Genomic DNA, 18420 nt, shown 5'->3' on the forward strand with positions numbered 1-18420 from the left:
TAATACTTTTGTCTTGATCAGAATAATGATATGCGAGCGCGAATGCACCTGCTTTATGCGGGGAAGATGACGAGTTGAATAAAAAGAAACCATTTGTAAATGCGAGTTTATCTACCACAAAATTTCCATTTTGAATTTCTATTCAATAATAGTGGTTGATATATCGATAAATAAGCAGGTGAATCGGTTCAGATGAGATAATCTTTCGTTTCAATTCCGTTAAAACTACCCCGGGATGGGTAAATTTAACATTTGTGCATAGTTACATGTTTGAAACGTTATTTCTGTAATGTTGTTAAAATATGCCTCCTTTACTGATTTCAATCAAAACCTGTATGGACAGAAGGTGAATACTTTGTTACTTTAGCGTCAAGAACATGAAATTGGTAAGACCAATTGACTCCGGGCAAATGGCTTAAGACAGGAAATCATGGCCTACAGCAAAATCCGCCAACCAAAACTCTCCGATGTGATTGAGCAGCAGCTGGAGTTTTTAATTCTTGAGGGGACACTTCGCCCCGGAGAAAAACTCCCACCGGAACGCGAGCTGGCAAAACAGTTCGACGTCTCCCGCCCCTCCTTACGCGAGGCGATCCAACGCCTTGAAGCGAAGGGCTTACTGCTTCGTCGTCAGGGCGGTGGCACTTTTGTTCAGAGCAGCCTGTGGCAGAGCTTTAGCGACCCACTGGTAGAGCTGCTCTCCGACCATCCTGAATCCCAGTTTGACCTGCTTGAGACGCGCCATGCGCTGGAAGGTATTGCGGCTTATTACGCTGCACTGCGCAGCACGGATGAAGACAAAACGCGTATCCGTGAACTCCACCATGCGATCGAGCTTGCTCAACAGTCCGGCGATCTTGACGGCGAATCTGATGCGGTACTCCAGTATCAAATTGCTGTCACCGAAGCGGCACACAATGTGGTGCTGCTCCATTTGCTAAGGTGTATGGAGCCGATGCTGGCCCAGAACGTTCGGCAAAACTTCGAATTGCTGTATGCGCGTCGTGAAATGCTGCCACTGGTTAGCAGTCACCGTACCCGTATTTTTGAAGCAATTATTGCCGGGAAGCCGGAAGAGGCGCGTGAAGCGTCCCACCGTCACCTGGCGTTTATCGAAGAGATCCTGCTGGACAGAAGCCGTGAGGAAAGCCGTCGTGAACGCGCCTTACGCCGTCTGGAGCAACGAAAGAATTAGTGATTTTTCTGGTAGAACGTTAACCAGAAGATGTTGTAAATCAAGCGCCATATAAAGTGCGCGGCAACTAAACGCAGAACCTGTCTTATTACGCTCTCTGGCGAGAACGTAATGGGACAGGTTCCAGATAACTCAACGTATTAGATAGATAAGGAATACCCCCATGTCAGAACGTTTCCCAAATGACGTGGATCCGATCGAAACTCGCGACTGGCTACAGGCGATCGAATCGGTCATCCGTGAAGAAGGTGTTGAGCGTGCTCAGTATCTGATCGACCAACTGCTTTCAGAAGCTCGCAAAGGCGGCGTGAAAGTAGCGGCAGGTGCAGGGGCCAGCAATTATGTAAACACTATTGCCGTTGAAGATGAACCGGAATACCCGGGCAATCTGGAGCTGGAACGTCGTATTCGTTCTGCTATCCGCTGGAACGCCATCATGACCGTACTGCGTGCGTCTAAAAAGGACCTCGAGCTGGGTGGCCACATGGCATCCTTCCAGTCCTCCGCAACGGTATATGATGTTTGCTTCAACCACTTCTTCCGTGCACGCAACGAGCAAGATGGCGGCGATCTGGTGTACTTCCAGGGTCACATCTCTCCGGGCATCTACGCACGCGCATTCCTGGAAGGTCGTCTGACTGAAGAGCAGATGAACAACTTCCGTCAGGAAGTACATGGCAAAGGCCTGTCTTCCTACCCGCACCCGAAACTGATGCCAGAATTCTGGCAGTTCCCGACCGTATCTATGGGTCTGGGCCCAATCGGTGCTATCTACCAGGCTAAATTCCTGAAATATCTGGAACACCGTGGCCTGAAAGATACCTCTAAACAGACCGTTTACGCCTTCCTGGGCGACGGCGAGATGGATGAGCCAGAATCTAAAGGTGCGATCACCATCGCGACCCGTGAAAAACTGGACAACCTGGTCTTTGTTATCAACTGTAACCTGCAGCGTCTTGACGGCCCGGTAACCGGTAACGGCAAGATTGTTAACGAACTGGAAGGCATCTTCGCGGGCGCTGGCTGGAACGTTATCAAAGTCATGTGGGGCGGTCGTTGGGATGAGTTGCTGCGTAAAGACACCAGCGGTAAACTGATCCAGCTGATGAACGAAACCGTTGACGGCGACTACCAGACCTTCAAATCCAAAGATGGCGCATACGTACGTGAGCACTTCTTCGGTAAATACCCGGAAACCGCAGCCCTGGTTGCTGACTGGACTGATGAGCAGATTTGGGCTCTGAACCGTGGTGGTCACGATCCGAAGAAAGTCTACGCTGCACTGAAAAAAGCGCAGGAAACCAAAGGCAGAGCAACTGTAATCCTGGCCCATACCATCAAAGGTTACGGCATGGGTGACACTGCTGAAGGTAAAAACATCGCTCACCAGGTTAAGAAAATGAACATGGACGGCGTGCGTTATATCCGCGACCGTTTCAACGTTCCTGTGACCGATGAGCAGGTTGAAAACCTGTCTTACATCACCTTCCCGGAAGGTTCTGAAGAGCACACTTATCTGCACGCTCAGCGTCAGAAACTGCATGGCTACCTGCCAGCTCGTCAACCGAACTTCACCGAGAAGCTGGAACTGCCGGCTCTGGAAGACTTCGGTGCGCTGCTGGAAGAGCAGAACAAAGAAATCTCCACCACTATCGCTTTCGTTCGTGCCCTGAACGTGATGCTGAAGAACAAGTCGATCAAAGATCGTCTGGTGCCGATCATCGCTGACGAAGCGCGTACTTTCGGTATGGAAGGTCTGTTCCGTCAGATTGGTATCTACAGCCCGAACGGTCAGCAGTACACCCCGCAGGACCGTGAGCAGGTTGCTTACTATAAAGAAGACGAGAAAGGTCAGATCCTGCAGGAAGGTATCAACGAACTGGGTGCAGGCGCATCCTGGCTGGCTGCTGCGACTTCTTACAGCACCAACGATCTGCCGATGATCCCGTTCTACATCTACTACTCCATGTTCGGGTTCCAGCGTATTGGTGACCTGTGCTGGCAGGCAGGCGACCAACAGGCTCGTGGCTTCCTGATTGGTGGTACTTCTGGTCGTACTACGCTGAACGGTGAAGGTCTGCAGCACGAAGATGGTCACAGCCATATTCAGTCTCTGACTATCCCGAACTGTATCTCTTACGATCCGTCTTACGCGTACGAAGTTGCGGTCATCATGCACGATGGTCTGGAGCGTATGTACGGTGAGAAACAAGAGAACGTTTACTACTACATCACCACGCTGAACGAAAACTACCACATGCCGGCAATGCCAGCAGGTGCCGAGGAAGGTATCCGTAAAGGTATCTACAAACTCGAAACCCTCGAAGGTAAGAAAGGTAAAGTTCAGCTGCTGGGCTCCGGTTCTATCCTGCGTCACGTGCGTGAAGCAGCACAGATCCTGGCGAACGACTACGGTGTAGGTTCTGACGTTTACAGCGTAACCTCCTTCACTGAACTGGCGCGTGATGGCCAGGATTGTGAGCGCTGGAACATGCTGCACCCGATGGAAACTCCGCGCGTTCCGTACATCGCTCAGGTGATGAACGACGCTCCGGCAGTAGCATCTACTGACTATATGAAACTGTTTGCCGAACAGGTTCGTACTTATGTACCGGCTGATGATTATCGCGTACTGGGTACTGACGGTTTCGGTCGCTCTGACAGCCGTGAAAACCTGCGTCACCACTTCGAAGTTGATGCTTCCTACGTGGTTGTAGCGGCCCTGGGCGAACTGGCTAAACGTGGCGAAATCGATAAGAAAGTGGTTGCAGATGCAATCATCAAATTCAACATCGATGCAGATAAAGTTAACCCGCGTCTGGCGTAAGAGGTAAAAGAATAATGGCTATCGAAATCAATGTACCGGACATCGGGGCTGATGAAGTTGAAATCACCGAGATCCTGGTCAAAGTAGGCGACAAAGTTGAAGCTGAACAGTCGCTGATCACCGTAGAAGGCGACAAAGCCTCTATGGAAGTTCCGTCCCCTCAGGCGGGTATCGTTAAAGAGATCAAAGTCTCTGTTGGCGACAAAACTGAGACCGGCAAACTGATCATGATTTTCGATTCCGCCGACGGTGCAGCAGCAGCTGCACCTGCTCAGGCAGAAGAGAAGAAAGAAGCAGCTCCGGCAGCAGCACCTGCTGCCTCTGCGGCGAAAGACGTACACGTACCTGACATCGGCGGTGACGAAGTAGAAGTTACCGAGATCATGGTTAAAGTGGGCGATACCGTTGCGGCTGAACAGTCTCTGATCACCGTTGAAGGTGACAAAGCCTCTATGGAAGTTCCGGCGCCGTTCGCAGGTACCGTTAAAGAGATCAAAATCAACACGGGTGACAAAGTGTCTACCGGTTCCCTGATTATGGTCTTCGAAGTGGCGGGCGCAGCGCCTGCTGCTGCACCGGCTCAGGCGGCTGCTCCAGCAGCAGCGGCGGCTCCGGCTGCTTCCGGCTCGAAAGAAGTTAACGTACCGGATATCGGTGGTGACGAAGTTGAAGTCACTGAAGTGATGGTTAAAGTGGGCGATAAAATTGCCGCTGAGCAGTCACTGATCACCGTTGAAGGCGATAAAGCGTCGATGGAAGTTCCGGCACCGTTCGCGGGTACCGTGAAAGAAATCAAAATCAGCACCGGCGACAAAGTTAAAACCGGTTCTCTGATTATGGTCTTCGAAGTCGAAGGCGCAGCACCTGCAGCCGCTCCTGCACAAGCAGTTGCTCCGGCTCCGGCCGCTGCACCAGCGCCTGCGCAAGCCGCAGCTCCGGCCGCAAAAGCGGAAGGCAAATCTGAGTTTGCTGAAAACGACGCTTATGTTCATGCAACGCCGCTGATTCGTCGCCTGGCGCGCGAATTCGGTGTGAACCTGGCGAAAGTGAAAGGTTCTGGCCGTAAAGGTCGTATCCTGCGTGAAGACGTTCAGGCTTACGTGAAAGACGCTATCAAGCGTGCTGAAGCGGCTCCGGCTGCAGCAGCAGGTGGCGGTATCCCGGGTATGCTGCCTTGGCCGAAAGTGGACTTCAGCAAGTTTGGTGAAATCGAAGAAGTGGAACTGGGCCGTATCCAGAAAATCTCTGGTGCTAACCTGAGCCGTAACTGGGTGATGATCCCGCACGTTACTCACTTCGATAAGACCGATATCACCGATCTGGAAGCGTTCCGTAAACAGCAGAACGCCGAAGCTGAAAAACGTAAACTGGACGTGAAATTCACCCCAGTAGTCTTCATCATGAAAGCCGTTGCCGCAGCTCTGGAACAGATGCCGCGCTTCAACAGCTCCCTGTCTGAAGACGGTCAGCGCCTGACCCTGAAGAAATACATCAACATCGGTGTAGCGGTTGATACTCCGAATGGTCTGGTTGTTCCGGTCTTCAAAGACGTGAACAAGAAGAGCATTACCGAGCTGTCTCGTGAACTGACCGTGATCTCCAAGAAAGCGCGTGATGGCAAGCTGACCGCCGGCGAAATGCAGGGCGGTTGCTTCACCATCTCCAGCATCGGTGGCCTGGGTACTACCCACTTCGCGCCGATTGTGAACGCGCCGGAAGTGGCTATCCTCGGTGTCTCCAAGTCCTCTATGGAGCCAGTGTGGAACGGTAAAGAGTTTATGCCGCGTCTGATGATGCCGATTTCGCTCTCCTTCGACCACCGTGTAATTGACGGTGCGGATGGTGCGCGCTTTATCACCATCATCAACAACATGCTGTCTGACATTCGCCGCCTGGTGATGTAAGCGAAAAAGCCGGCCCGACGGCCGGCTTTTTTCTGGTAATCTCATGAAGTCAGTGAGGTTATTGTGCGAAAGACAAATCGGTTGCCGTTTGTTGTTTCAAAATTGTTAACAATTTTGTAAAATACGGGCGGATAGAACGACCCGCTGGACGACGGGTATAAATTAAGAGGTCATGATGAGCACTGAAATCAAAACTCAGGTCGTGGTACTTGGGGCAGGCCCTGCAGGTTACTCTGCTGCCTTCCGTTGCGCAGATTTAGGTCTGGAGACCGTCATCGTAGAACGTTACAGCACCCTTGGCGGTGTTTGTCTGAACGTCGGCTGTATCCCTTCTAAAGCGCTGCTGCACGTAGCAAAAGTTATCGAAGAAGCCAAAGCACTGGCTGAACACGGTATCGTTTTTGGCGAGCCGAAAACCGATATCGACAAGATTCGTACCTGGAAAGAAAAAGTTATCACTCAGCTGACCGGCGGTCTGGCGGGTATGGCCAAAGGCCGTAAAGTGAAAGTGGTTAACGGTCTGGGTAAATTTACCGGGGCAAACACCCTGGAAGTTGAAGGCGAAAACGGCAAAACCGTGATCAACTTCGACAACGCAATCATCGCGGCGGGTTCCCGTCCGATCGAACTGCCGTTTATTCCGCATGAAGATCCGCGCGTATGGGATTCCACCGATGCACTGGAACTGAAAACTGTTCCTAAGCGCCTGCTGGTAATGGGCGGCGGTATCATCGGTCTGGAAATGGGTACCGTGTACCATGCGCTGGGTTCAGAGATCGACGTGGTTGAAATGTTCGACCAGGTTATCCCGGCTGCCGACAAAGACGTGGTTAAAGTCTTCACCAAGCGCATCAGCAAGAAATTCAACCTGATGCTGGAAACCAAAGTGACCGCCGTTGAAGCGAAAGAAGACGGTATCTACGTTTCCATGGAAGGTAAAAAAGCCCCTGCCGAAGCTCAGCGTTACGATGCTGTGTTGGTTGCTATCGGTCGTGTACCGAACGGTAAAAACCTCGACGCGGGCAAAGCTGGCGTGGAAGTTGACGACCGTGGCTTCATCCGCGTTGACAAACAGCTGCGCACCAACGTGCCGCACATCTTTGCTATCGGCGATATCGTCGGTCAGCCGATGCTGGCACACAAAGGTGTTCATGAAGGTCATGTTGCCGCTGAAGTTATCGCCGGCAAGAAACACTACTTCGATCCGAAAGTTATCCCATCCATTGCATACACTGAACCAGAAGTTGCATGGGTTGGTCTGACCGAGAAAGAAGCGAAAGAAAAAGGCATTAGCTACGAAACCGCCACCTTCCCGTGGGCTGCTTCTGGCCGTGCTATCGCTTCCGACTGTGCAGACGGTATGACCAAACTGATTTTCGACAAAGAATCTCACCGTGTTATCGGTGGTGCGATTGTCGGTACCAACGGCGGCGAGCTGCTGGGCGAAATCGGTCTGGCGATCGAAATGGGTTGTGACGCTGAAGATATCGCGCTGACCATCCACGCGCACCCGACTCTGCACGAGTCAGTGGGTCTGGCGGCAGAAATCTTTGAAGGCAGCATTACCGACCTGCCAAACCCGAAAGCGAAGAAGAAGTAATCTTCTCCCTTTTGTGAAAACGCCTCTTCGGAGGCGTTTTTTTTGCCTGAAGCTACCCGTTATTTCGGGCAACATGCCGGGTGGCGCTAGTGCTAACCCGGCCTACGGCTTAACCTCGCTTTACGGTGCTACGGGTTGCCAGTTTTTATCCGGATGGAATGTGGTTAACGCTTGTGCTTTCTGCTGTGATTCAACACCGAGATCGGCCTGGTAGACTTTGTCTTCACCGTTAATCATAAAACTCATCACGCCGGTGTGATCGTAGCTAACGGGCCAGGCCACCATGGCAAAGCCGCTGGTTTTATCGGGAAGGATACGAAAATGATAGCCGTGATAGCCTGTGCCCGGCTCCTGTGGACTGAAGGCTGGGCCAAGCGGGCTTGGCGCTTCGCCGGGCGAAACAGGCCAGTACAGACCATCCTTTTTCCCTTCAGAACTGACAATCTTTTGCGCGTATTTCTGGTTCATCGCAAAATAGCTCTGCTGAGCATCCACATAGGCGTGCAACGCCTCGATGGCAGCAAGTTCGTTGCGTCCAATCTCACGGGTCAGGATCTCTTCGGCCGCTTCCTTGATATCAAATTGCCAGCCTGAAGCGTTTTTGACGACCGGGATTGGCAGTTGCCAGTCGCTGTCCCCAACCACAAGATGCGCCGTATTGCCGTCGATAACGGTGCTATGGCGAACCTTCCAGTCGCGCAGGAAGCGGTCAACCGCATCAGGATCGACGCCTTCTGGCGGCAGAAAATCACGCCAGTTTTCCCCGAGCAGATTGCTCATTGCACTTTCATTTTGCTCACTGATCGCGTTTGCCAGCGCATCGGTTGCCTGGTCTGGTGTACTGAAGGATTGTTGTGCCATCGCGGTGGCCGAAACCATGAACAACACCATTCCACTGAGTAGTTTATTTTTCATGTCGGTTCCCTTAACGATGACGGAATTCACGGTGTTCAGCACGCCCGCCAGAAGGCTGGCGCGATGGCTGATTACGGGCGACCTGCCGGCTCTGGGCACCTCGCTGTTGCTGTGCCTGCCAGTTGGCGGAGCGGCTGTCGTTACCGCTCAGCGCATTGGCGCGTGGCTGGCTGGTCCGCTGCTGAAGATTGCGCTGTTGCACATTGCGTTGCTGTACCGGTTGCGTGACCCGTTTCTCCTGTCGCTGGGCGACTGCCTGACGATTCTCACGTTGCTGTGTGCTTGTCCGTTTCGCTGTTTGCGGTTTGGTATCGTAACCGCGGTAGTTATTACGCTGGGAAATCTGCTTCAGCTGTTGGCTGGACGCCTGACGCTGGGCGTCTTTCGTGCCCGAGCGCGCTGTCTGCGGGAATGTTTTCCCCGTCGATTTTTCCATCTGGCTCATCGCAGCCTGGCGTTGGCTATCACGGTTGACCGGTCTTTGTTGGGTTGAACTTAAGCCCGTAGCCGTGTTAGTGGAGTGGAAGCGGTTATTGAGCTGGTTATTTGGGTATGGCACACCCTCACGATAGGCCGGGTTGTGCTGCCAGGTACGGTTGGCGTCTGTCAGTCGTTGTCCACTGATTTTATTGAAGTTATCAACGTTAATGTTGATGTTGTTATCACCATTACGGTTATAGCCGCCATGGTTATCCCAGTCATCATTATGATGGTGATCATCGTCGTCATCCCAGTCGATGTTGCTGAAGATGGCATAGGTTGTAGCGACGCCGAGGCTGAAGCCTAAACCATTAACGAAGCTGTTGCCAAACTGCTCGCCGGGCGTAGGCGGCAAATAGGTTGGTGGGTAGGCGGTATTTGGCCAGGTACCGTAAACCGTATTCGGGTTATAGGTAGGAACGTACACCACCTGCGGATCGGCGGATTCAATCTTGATAACCGTTGGGCTTGTTGAGGTGGTCGTGGCTGTTGTGGTCGCTGAACTGGTCGTCGACTCGCTGGTGGCGGTTTTAGCTGGCGCTGCTTTGGTCACAGTAGTGACAGTCTGTTGCGGTGTTGATTGCAACGCACCGGTCTGTTGCGCCAGCGCACGCAGACGTTGAACGGAATCCATGACATCTTTCGGTTGTGCGAGGAAAGCATCGCCCAGGCTTTGTACCCACGGCGGATTTTCACCCATCAGCGACATCAACTGAGGAAAGGCGACCAGCGATTTCACACTGGGATCCCAGGGCTGGCTGGCAACGGCCTGAATGGCGGCATCGCCCTGCATTTTGGGATTGTCTTTTGACCACTGTGCGGCCTGGATGACGTTAGCCGGATAAGTTGAGGCCATCAAAATTTGCGACAGCAGCGAGTCTGGATAGAGCGCAATAGGTGCAACCCACTGATCGATTTGTGCTGCCGAGTAGGTTGGTGCCACAACGGGCGCTGTTTGGTCGGCCGGGGCAGGGGCCGCTACGGGAGCTGGAGCCGGTGCTGACGGTTGCTGTGCAACGGGGGCCGGAGCTGCAGGTTCCGTTGTGCGACTTTTAACGAACATCACGCCAGAGGCGGCAAACAGCCCGGCACTGCACAAAAGGACAAGCAGATGTGGCTTAAGGGGCAACTTCATAAAATGACTCCAACGAGACAAGCGCTGTGCCGTGAGGCGTTCCTGTTGCCGCGAGTATTATTCACCCGTGTTAGACAGTTTTGACTTTTATTGGGGATTCGCCCGGTAAGTCCGGAAAAAGAGTGTGAAGATTTATTACACAATTATATCTGATGGCGGGAAAATCGCTGGAATATTCAGCCGATCGCGCTTAAAAATCAACCGTTTCAGGGAGGTTTCAGGCAGCCTAAATTGCGTTGCGCCTTGTCGCTATACCATTCTTAACGATTCAGCCAATTTTTTATGTTGCTTTTTTGTAAACGGATTAACACTTAGTGAAAATCCTGTTATTGTGCCTTATGCGGTACCGGGCATTTACCCTACTAACTACTGTCTCACAGGAGCGTGAAGAGAATCGCCCATCTACAAAAGCGCCGCATTATGACAATGAGAGCGAGGAGATATCGTCGTGCTAGAAGAATACCGTAAGCACGTAGCTGAGCGTGCTGCCCAGGGGATTGTGCCAAAACCTTTAGACGCAACCCAAATGGCTGCACTTGTCGAGCTGCTGAAGACCCCGCCTGTGGGCGAAGAAGAATTCCTGTTAGACCTGTTGATCAACCGCGTTCCTCCTGGCGTAGATGAAGCCGCTTATGTTAAAGCTGGTTTTCTCGCCGCTGTCGCGAAAGGCGACACCACCTCCCCGCTGGTTACCCCAGAAAAAGCCATTGAACTGCTGGGCACTATGCAGGGTGGTTACAACATTCATCCGCTGATCGACGCGCTGGACGACGCAAAACTGGCACCAATTGCCGCTAAAGCGCTCTCTTCAACACTGCTGATGTTCGATAACTTCTACGACGTAGAAGAAAAAGCCAAAGCGGGCAACGAATATGCGAAGCAGGTAATGCAATCCTGGGCTGATGCCGAATGGTACCTGAACCGTCCTGCCCTGGCTGAAAAAATCACCGTTACCGTCTTCAAAGTGACGGGTGAAACCAACACCGATGACCTTTCTCCGGCACCGGATGCATGGTCTCGTCCGGATATCCCTCTGCACGCGCTGGCGATGCTGAAAAACGCCCGTGAAGGTATCGAACCGGATCAACCGGGCGTTGTTGGCCCGATCAAACAGATTGAAGAATTGCAGAAAAAAGGTTACCCGCTGGCTTATGTGGGTGATGTTGTCGGTACCGGTTCTTCGCGTAAATCCGCAACCAACTCCGTGCTGTGGTTCATGGGTGACGACATTCCTCATGTGCCGAACAAGCGCGGCGGCGGCCTGTGCCTCGGCGGCAAAATTGCACCTATCTTCTTCAACACCATGGAAGATGCGGGCGCACTGCCGATTGAAGTGGACGTGTCGAACATGAATATGGGCGACGTGATTGACGTTTACCCGTTCAAAGGCGAAGTACGCAACCACGAAACCGGCGAACTGCTGGCAAGCTTTGAGCTGAAAACTGAAGTCCTGATCGACGAAGTTCGCGCCGGTGGCCGTATTCCGCTGATCATTGGTCGCGGCCTGACTACCAAGGCGCGCGAAGCGCTGGGTCTGCCACACTCAGACGTATTCCGTCAGGCGAAAGACGTGGCGGAAAGCAGCCGTGGCTTCTCCCTGGCACAGAAAATGGTTGGCCGCGCCTGCGGCGTGAAAGGTATCCGTCCGGGCGCGTACTGCGAACCGAAGATGACCTCCGTCGGTTCTCAGGATACCACTGGCCCAATGACCCGTGACGAACTGAAAGACCTGGCGTGCCTGGGCTTCTCTGCTGATCTGGTGATGCAGTCCTTCTGCCACACCGCGGCCTATCCGAAGCCGGTGGACGTCAATACGCACCATACGCTGCCAGACTTCATCATGAACCGTGGTGGTGTCTCCCTGCGTCCGGGCGATGGCGTTATCCACTCCTGGCTGAACCGTATGCTGCTGCCGGACACCGTTGGCACCGGCGGTGACTCCCATACCCGTTTCCCTATCGGGATTTCCTTCCCGGCAGGTTCTGGTCTGGTGGCGTTTGCTGCGGCGACCGGCGTGATGCCGCTGGATATGCCGGAATCCGTTCTGGTGCGTTTCAAAGGCAAAATGCAGCCGGGTATCACCCTGCGCGATCTGGTACACGCCATTCCGCTGTACGCGATCAAACAGGGTCTGCTGACCGTTGAGAAGAAAGGTAAGAAAAACATCTTCTCTGGCCGCATCCTTGAAATCGAGGGTCTGCCGGATCTCAAAGTGGAGCAGGCGTTCGAACTGACCGATGCTTCCGCTGAACGTTCCGCTGCCGGTTGTACCATCAAGCTGAACAAAGAGCCGATCGTTGAGTATCTGAACTCTAACATCGTTCTGCTGAAGTGGATGATCGCGGAAGGTTACGGCGATCGCCGTACGCTGGAGCGTCGTGTGCAGGGCATGGAAAAATGGCTGGCGGATCCGCAGCTGCTGGAAGCCGACGCTGATGCAGAATACGCGGCGGTGATCGACATCGATCTGGCGGATATCAAAGAGCCAATCCTGTGTGCGCCGAACGATCCGGACGATGCGCGTCTGCTGTCTGACGTACAGGGCGAGAAGATTGACGAAGTGTTCATCGGCTCCTGCATGACTAACATCGGGCACTTCCGTGCCGCTGGTAAGCTTCTGGATGCGCACAAAGGCCAGCTGCCGACGCGTCTGTGGGTGGCTCCGCCAACCCGTATGGACGCCGCTCAGCTGACTGAAGAAGGCTACTACAGCGTATTCGGTAAGAGCGGTGCGCGTATCGAAATTCCAGGCTGCTCTCTGTGCATGGGTAACCAGGCGCGTGTAGCCGACGGCGCAACGGTGGTGTCGACCTCTACCCGTAACTTCCCGAACCGTTTAGGTACCGGGGCAAACGTCTACCTGGCTTCTGCGGAGCTGGCGGCGGTTGCGGCGCTGATCGGCAAACTGCCGACGGCGGAAGAGTACCAGACCTATGTGGCGCAGGTAGATAAAACGGCCGTAGATACTTACCGTTATCTGAACTTTGACCAGCTGTCTCAGTATACCGAGAAAGCCGATGGTGTGATTTTCCAGACCGCGGTGTAATGCGCTAACGCATTTGTGTAAAAACACATCAATGCCCGGAGAAGTCTGCTTCTCCGGGCATTTTTATTTCTATTCCTTATACCCGCTACGCTTTTTTTCTGCCGCGCTGCTGCGATAATTACAGCAAGGCGCAATGCGGTATTGGCGCATTGCCGGGAGCAGAGGAAGACATTATGGATTACGAATTTCTGCGCGATATTACCGGAGTGGTAAAAGTGCGTATGTCCATGGGCCACGAGGTGGTGGGGCACTGGTTTAATGAGGAAGTGAAAGAAAACCTGGCCTTACTTGATGAAGTGGAACAGGCAGCGCGTGCGGTTAAGGGCAGTGAGCGCTCCTGGCAGCGAGCAGGGCATGAATACACGCTCTGGCTGGATGGCGAAGAAGTGATGGTCCGCGCTAATCAGCTGGAGTTCTCCGGCGATGAGATGGAAGAGGGGATGAGCTACTACGACGAAGAAAGTTTTTCGCTCTGTGGTGTAGAGGACTTTCTTCAGGTTGTGGCGGCATACCGCGAATTTGTGCAACAGCGTTAATTCATGCGGAGCCTGAGGGCTCCGCAAAACTATCTATTTAACGTAGGCCAGCAGGCTCAGAGAGTCACGTGCCAGCGCTTTGCATTTCTTTGCCGTTGGGATGCCGATACCGCTGAGATCGCGGTAGCTGTCTTCACCCAGCGCTTTCATATTGAAGGTGTCGTAATTACTCAGGTCCCACTGGTTTTGCTGGGCAAAAAAGACCAGTGCGCGACGAATCTGCCCATTAGGCAAATTCTGGTATCCACAGTCATTTTTCAGAAAAACAAAAACTGCCGTTAAATCGGCCATATCTTCGGCTTCGGACTCGCTGAGCGCGTAGCTATTTGCGCATACGGCCATCAGGCTGCCGAACAAAACTGTTCTGAAAAACGTCTTCATTGCTTCTACCACTGCATCACGGAATTTAAACGTTAGCATACTGCGAGCGAAGCGACGACCTTTATTATTAGCCGTTCACTTGACCTTCCCGTAAGGGGAAGGCTTATGCTTAAAAGATAGCCTGCTTAAGCTGCTGAATATAAGGAAGTGATTATGCAACGTCGTGACTTTTTAAAGTACTCCGTGGCGCTGGGCGTCGCGTCAGCGTTACCTCTGTGGAGCCGGAGCGTATTTGCCGCAGACCGCCCTGCATTGCCCATTCCTGACCTGCTAACCGCGGATGCCTCAAACCGTATGCAATTGGTGGTGCAAGCCGGAAAATCGAGCTTTGCTGGTAAAACAGCGACGACCTGGGGATATAACGGCAATTTACTCGGACCTGCGGTCAAGCTGAACAAAGGGCAATCGGTGACCGTGGATATCCATAACCAGCTTGCCGAAGAGACGACGTTGCACTGGCACGGTCTGGAAATCCCCGGTGAAGTCGACGGTGGGCCGCAAGGCATTATCCCGGCGGGCGGGAAACGTTCAGTGACCTTCACGCCGGATCAGCGCGCGGCAACATGCTGGTTCCACCCGCATCAGCATGGAAAGACCGGCCGTCAGGTAGCGATGGGGCTGGCCGGACTGGTGCTGATTGAAGATGAAGAGATTCGCAAGCTGATGCTGCCTAAGCAGTGGGGCATTGATGATGTACCGGTGATTATTCAGGACAAACAGTTCTCTGCTGATGGGCAGGTTGATTATCGACTGGACATCATGACCGCCGCCGTCGGCTGGTTTGGCGATACGCTGCTGACCAATGGGGCGATTTATCCTCAGCATGCCGCACCGCGTGGCTGGTTGCGTCTACGCCTGCTGAATGGTTGTAATGCACGCTCACTGAACATTGCGGCCAGCGACAATCGTCCTTTGTACGTCATTGCCAGCGACGGTGGACTGTTGGCGGAACCGGTAAAAGTGACCGAGCTTCCTATGCTGATGGGTGAGCGCTTTGAAGTGCTGGTGGATGTCAGTGACGGCAAAGCTTTTGATCTGGTCACTCTGCCAGTCAGCCAGATGGGGATGGCAGTTGCGCCATTTGATAAGCCGCACCCGGTGATGCGCGTTCAACCGTTGCTGATTACCGCTTCCGGCACGCTACCAGATTCGCTGACATCCATGCCATCGCTGCCGTCACTGGAAGGGCTGACGGTGCGCAAACTGCAATTGTCGATGGATCCGATGCTCGACATGATGGGCATGCAAATGCTGATGAAGAAATACGGCGCTCAGGCCATGGCGGGTATGGATCATGGGAAGATGATGGGCCATATGAATAATGACAATATGGGCCACGGCAATATGAATCATGGCAATATGAACCACGGTGAGATGGGGAATATGCAGCATGGTGATATGGGCAACATGAAGCATGGCGGATCGTTTGATTTCCATAACGCCAACCGGATTAATGGTCAGGCGTTTGATATGAATAAACCGATGTTTGCCGCGGCGAAAGGGCAGCACGAACGCTGGGTAATTTCCGGTCAGGGCGACATGATGCTGCATCCGTTCCACATTCACGGCACGCAGTTCCGCATTTTGTCTGAGAATGGCAAAGCGCCAGCCGCACACCGCGCGGGATGGAAGGACACGGTGCGGGTAGAAGGCGGCGTGAGCGAGGTGCTGGTGAAGTTTGACCACGATGCACCAAAAGAGCATGCCTATATGGCGCACTGTCATCTGCTAGAGCATGAAGATACCGGGATGATGCTCGGCTTCACTGTCTAAAAAAATCGCGTTGTGCTTATCCGGCCTGCAGAAATCTCTCGTAGGCCGGATAAAACACAGTCTCTTTACAGCGTTTCATCGCACGACTCCCTCCTCCTGCAAATTCTGCTATTGCACATAAAGTAATCGCCTTTGAAGCCGATAATCATTGGGTACCCAATGTGAGTTCAATGGATGAAATACTATGATTAAAAATGTGCGCGTTATTACCGGCATTCTTCTGGTTCTCGCCATTTTCTGTTTGCTACAGGTCGTGACAGGAAGCTTTTTTTATTCTGCGGTAAACAATGATCGCCATAATTTCCAGAACTCAGGCACCCTGAACGCCCAACAGGAAAATCTGAGTGATAGCGTCAATACGCTGATTAAAACCCGGGTAACGGTAACCCGTGTAGCAATTCGTTTCTTAAAGAACCAACGCGATCCGGCCTCACTGGCGGCAATTGATACTTTGCTGAAAACGGCGAGTGAGTCAATGAAGAAGGCTGAGGGATACTTCGCGCATTATCAGTCATTGCCGCAGGTGTCGGGGCAGAATCCGCAAATTGCATCTGAAATGGAAAAACAGTATCGGCAGATGCACGACGTGATGGCGTTATCGATAGAGTATCTGCGCGCGAATAACTATCAAGCCTATGGCGATCTTGATGCTCAGAAGGCGCAGGATGAGATGGAAGCCAGCTATGACCAGTGGCGTAACGAAAATAACGCGCTGCTTCAGCACGCGGCGGCGGAGAATCAGCACAGCTTTACCCGCATGCAATGGACATTAGGGGCAATTGTCGTCGCTGTGCTCATCGTTCTGGGCATGATCTGGAGCGGGTTGCAGCATATGCTGCTTAAACCCCTGGCGCAGATTATGGAGCATATTCGCATTATTACCCGTGGTGATTTGACCCATCAACTCGACGTCCAGGGACGTAATGAAATGGGGCGTTTGGCGACGGGCTTAGATGAAATGCGACAGTCGCTGATTTCGACAGTCACGTCGGTGCGTAACAGCTCAGAAACGATTCATAGCGGTGCAGCGGAAATCTCATCAGGTAACAACGATCTGTCTTCGCGTACCGAGCAGCAGGCCGCTTCACTTGAAGAGACAGCCGCCAGCATGGAACAGCTTACCGCGACCGTGAAGCAAAATACGGACAATGCGAAACAGGCGACTCAACTGGCTAAGAATGCGTCTGATACTGCCGCGCGTGGTGGACGGGTTGTTGATACAGTCGTGCACACAATGAGTGAAATTGCCGGTAGCTCACAGCAAATTGCGCAGATCACCAGCGTCATCGACAGTATTGCTTTCCAGACCAATATCCTGGCGCTCAACGCGGCGGTTGAGGCAGCCAGAGCAGGAGAGCAGGGACGCGGATTTGCTGTTGTGGCGGGTGAAGTCCGTACCCTGGCAAGCCGTAGCGCTCAGGCAGCCAAAGAGATCAAGGCGTTGATTGATAACTCAACCCACAGCGTGGGGATGGGATCTCAGCAGGTGTCGGACGCGGGTAAAACGATGAAAGAGATTGTCGCTGCGGTTACCCGCGTGACGGACATCATGGGGGAAATCGCCTCCGCCTCGGAGGAGCAGAGTCGGGGGATTGAGCAGGTGAGTCTCGCGGTCTCGCAGATGGACAGTGTCACACAACAAAACGCCGCGCTGGTAGAGGAGTCTGCCGCCGCCGCCGCTTCGTTGGAACAACAAGCTGAACAGTTACGCCTGGCCGTGGCGGCATTTCGCATCACTCGCGATGCCTCCAACAGTGAGCATCGAAAACCACCTAAGGATGCTCCGCAAGCGACCTCCGCGGGGAGTTCGCCACAAGACCCACACTGGGAAACGTTTTAGCCACAGTCTGCCGTGCGCTCCTGGTGTTGATTAATAAGCGTACAAAAAACGCCGCAAACGGGTTCTCCTGTGAACTATCAGAGGAACCCGCTCTCTTTACTGGTATACTTCATCAACTGAATTGTTTGTATGCTGTCGCAAGTTTTGTGGTTAGAGCGGGTCGCCGTCTGTCAGTCGGTGTATCAACGTAAGCGCTTTCTTTCGATCTGCATGATGTGTCAACTGATAAAAATCAGTGAGTTATAGGGTTTATGAAACATACTGTTGAAGTGATGATCCCGGAAGCGGAGATCAAAGCGCGTATTGCTGAACTGGGGCGCCAGATTAACGAACGTTACAAGGACAGCGGCAGCGATATGGTGCTGGTTGGTCTGTTACGTGGCTCATTTATGTTTATGGCGGATCTGTGCCGTGAAGTGCATGTCTCCCACGAAGTCGATTTCATGACGGCATCCAGCTATGGCAGCGGAATGTCTACCACGCGTGATGTTAAAATCCTGAAAGACCTGGATGAAGACATTCGTGGCAAGGACGTGCTGATTGTCGAAGACATCATCGACTCCGGCAATACGTTGTCCAAAGTGCGTGAAATTCTGAGCCTGCGCGAGCCGAAATCCCTGGCTATTTGTACGCTGCTGGACAAACCTTCTCGTCGTGAAGTGAATGTTCCGGTCGAGTTTATCGGCTTCTCAATTCCTGATGAGTTTGTGGTCGGTTACGGCATTGATTATGCGCAGCGTTATCGCCATCTGCCGTATGTTGGCAAAGTGGTGCTGCTGGACGAGTAA

Annotated in this window: 12 protein-coding genes; 9 read left to right on the forward strand and 3 right to left on the reverse strand. The window is 53.0% G+C overall.

Features of this window, described 5'->3' with window-relative positions:
• The first annotated feature begins 430 nt into the window (after positions 1–430).
• The 4 genes from pdhR to lpdA all read left to right on the forward strand — a co-directional run bounded on the left by pdhR (position 431) and on the right by lpdA (position 7526).
• Positions 431–1195, forward strand: coding sequence for a pyruvate dehydrogenase complex transcriptional repressor PdhR (gene pdhR / locus OGY72_RS19680; protein WP_003018699.1), 765 nt, complete (start codon positions 431–433; stop codon positions 1193–1195).
• Positions 1196–1358: 163 nt separating this feature from the next.
• Complete coding sequence (gene aceE / locus OGY72_RS19685; RefSeq protein WP_048214932.1) at positions 1359–4022, forward strand: pyruvate dehydrogenase (acetyl-transferring), homodimeric type; 2664 nt, start codon at positions 1359–1361, stop codon at positions 4020–4022.
• Between the two features lie 14 nt (positions 4023–4036).
• The gene (gene aceF, locus OGY72_RS19690) at positions 4037–5926 is read left to right on the forward strand and encodes a pyruvate dehydrogenase complex dihydrolipoyllysine-residue acetyltransferase (RefSeq protein ID WP_063941114.1); all 1890 of its coding nucleotides are present in this window, start codon (positions 4037–4039) and stop codon (positions 5924–5926) included.
• 175 nt (positions 5927–6101) lie between these two features.
• Complete coding sequence (lpdA, locus tag OGY72_RS19695) at positions 6102–7526, forward strand: dihydrolipoyl dehydrogenase (protein ID WP_003829486.1); 1425 nt, start codon at positions 6102–6104, stop codon at positions 7524–7526.
• A 120-nt stretch (positions 7527–7646) separates the two neighbouring features.
• Here lpdA and OGY72_RS19700 read toward each other — a convergent pair whose 3' ends face one another.
• Together OGY72_RS19700 and OGY72_RS19705 are read right to left on the reverse strand one after the other, a co-directional pair.
• A complete protein-coding gene (locus OGY72_RS19700) occupies positions 7647–8441 on the reverse strand; it encodes a DUF2950 family protein (protein WP_286548930.1) in 795 nt (264 codons plus the stop codon).
• Positions 8442–8451: 10 nt separating this feature from the next.
• Positions 8452–10056 (reverse strand): DUF3300 domain-containing protein, encoded by a 1605-nt coding sequence (locus OGY72_RS19705; RefSeq protein WP_286548931.1) that lies wholly within the window; start codon positions 10054–10056, stop codon positions 8452–8454.
• A 448-nt stretch (positions 10057–10504) separates the two neighbouring features.
• Between OGY72_RS19705 and acnB the strand changes: the two genes are divergently transcribed.
• Both acnB and yacL read left to right on the forward strand, forming a co-directional pair.
• On the forward strand, positions 10505–13102 hold the full coding sequence (acnB, locus tag OGY72_RS19710) for a bifunctional aconitate hydratase 2/2-methylisocitrate dehydratase (RefSeq protein WP_286548933.1): 2598 nt from the start codon (positions 10505–10507) through the stop codon (positions 13100–13102).
• A 173-nt stretch (positions 13103–13275) separates the two neighbouring features.
• Positions 13276–13638: a protein YacL gene (gene yacL, locus OGY72_RS19715; RefSeq protein WP_003018670.1), complete on the forward strand. Its 363-nt coding sequence runs from the start codon at positions 13276–13278 to the stop codon at positions 13636–13638.
• Between the two features lie 33 nt (positions 13639–13671).
• On the opposite strand, the gene OGY72_RS19720 is transcribed toward yacL, so the two are convergent.
• Positions 13672–14019, reverse strand: coding sequence for a YacC family pilotin-like protein (locus OGY72_RS19720; RefSeq protein WP_003018667.1), 348 nt, complete (start codon positions 14017–14019; stop codon positions 13672–13674).
• 153 nt (positions 14020–14172) lie between these two features.
• On the opposite strand from OGY72_RS19720, the gene cueO reads away from it, so the two are divergent.
• From cueO to hpt, 3 genes are all read left to right on the forward strand, one after another.
• A complete protein-coding gene (gene cueO / locus OGY72_RS19725; RefSeq protein ID WP_191235756.1) occupies positions 14173–15792 on the forward strand; it encodes a multicopper oxidase CueO in 1620 nt (539 codons plus the stop codon).
• Between the two features lie 184 nt (positions 15793–15976).
• The gene (gene tcp / locus OGY72_RS19730) at positions 15977–17632 is read left to right on the forward strand and encodes a methyl-accepting chemotaxis citrate transducer (RefSeq protein WP_286548935.1); all 1656 of its coding nucleotides are present in this window, start codon (positions 15977–15979) and stop codon (positions 17630–17632) included.
• A gap of 251 nt (positions 17633–17883) precedes the next feature.
• Positions 17884–18420: a hypoxanthine phosphoribosyltransferase gene (hpt, locus tag OGY72_RS19735; RefSeq protein WP_003018658.1), complete on the forward strand. Its 537-nt coding sequence runs from the start codon at positions 17884–17886 to the stop codon at positions 18418–18420.

Origin of the sequence: Citrobacter sp. Cpo221, assembly GCF_030332345.1 — a bacterium.
Lineage (GTDB): Bacteria > Pseudomonadota > Gammaproteobacteria > Enterobacterales > Enterobacteriaceae > Citrobacter > Citrobacter portucalensis.

Excerpts from the sequence above, each read along its gene's own strand:
- hpt (WP_003018658.1), top strand. The coding sequence starts at position 17,884 with ATGAAACATACTGTTGAAGTGATGATCCCGGAAGCGGAGATCAAAGCG.
- OGY72_RS19705 (WP_286548931.1), bottom strand. The coding sequence starts at position 10,056 with ATGAAGTTGCCCCTTAAGCCACATCTGCTTGTCCTTTTGTGCAGTGCC.
- tcp (WP_286548935.1), top strand. The coding sequence starts at position 15,977 with ATGATTAAAAATGTGCGCGTTATTACCGGCATTCTTCTGGTTCTCGCC.
- pdhR (WP_003018699.1), top strand. The coding sequence starts at position 431 with ATGGCCTACAGCAAAATCCGCCAACCAAAACTCTCCGATGTGATTGAG.
- OGY72_RS19700 (WP_286548930.1), bottom strand. The coding sequence starts at position 8,441 with ATGAAAAATAAACTACTCAGTGGAATGGTGTTGTTCATGGTTTCGGCC.
- aceE (WP_048214932.1), top strand. The coding sequence starts at position 1,359 with ATGTCAGAACGTTTCCCAAATGACGTGGATCCGATCGAAACTCGCGAC.
- cueO (WP_191235756.1), top strand. The coding sequence starts at position 14,173 with ATGCAACGTCGTGACTTTTTAAAGTACTCCGTGGCGCTGGGCGTCGCG.
- aceF (WP_063941114.1), top strand. The coding sequence starts at position 4,037 with ATGGCTATCGAAATCAATGTACCGGACATCGGGGCTGATGAAGTTGAA.
- lpdA (WP_003829486.1), top strand. The coding sequence starts at position 6,102 with ATGAGCACTGAAATCAAAACTCAGGTCGTGGTACTTGGGGCAGGCCCT.
- OGY72_RS19720 (WP_003018667.1), bottom strand. The coding sequence starts at position 14,019 with ATGAAGACGTTTTTCAGAACAGTTTTGTTCGGCAGCCTGATGGCCGTA.
- yacL (WP_003018670.1), top strand. The coding sequence starts at position 13,276 with ATGGATTACGAATTTCTGCGCGATATTACCGGAGTGGTAAAAGTGCGT.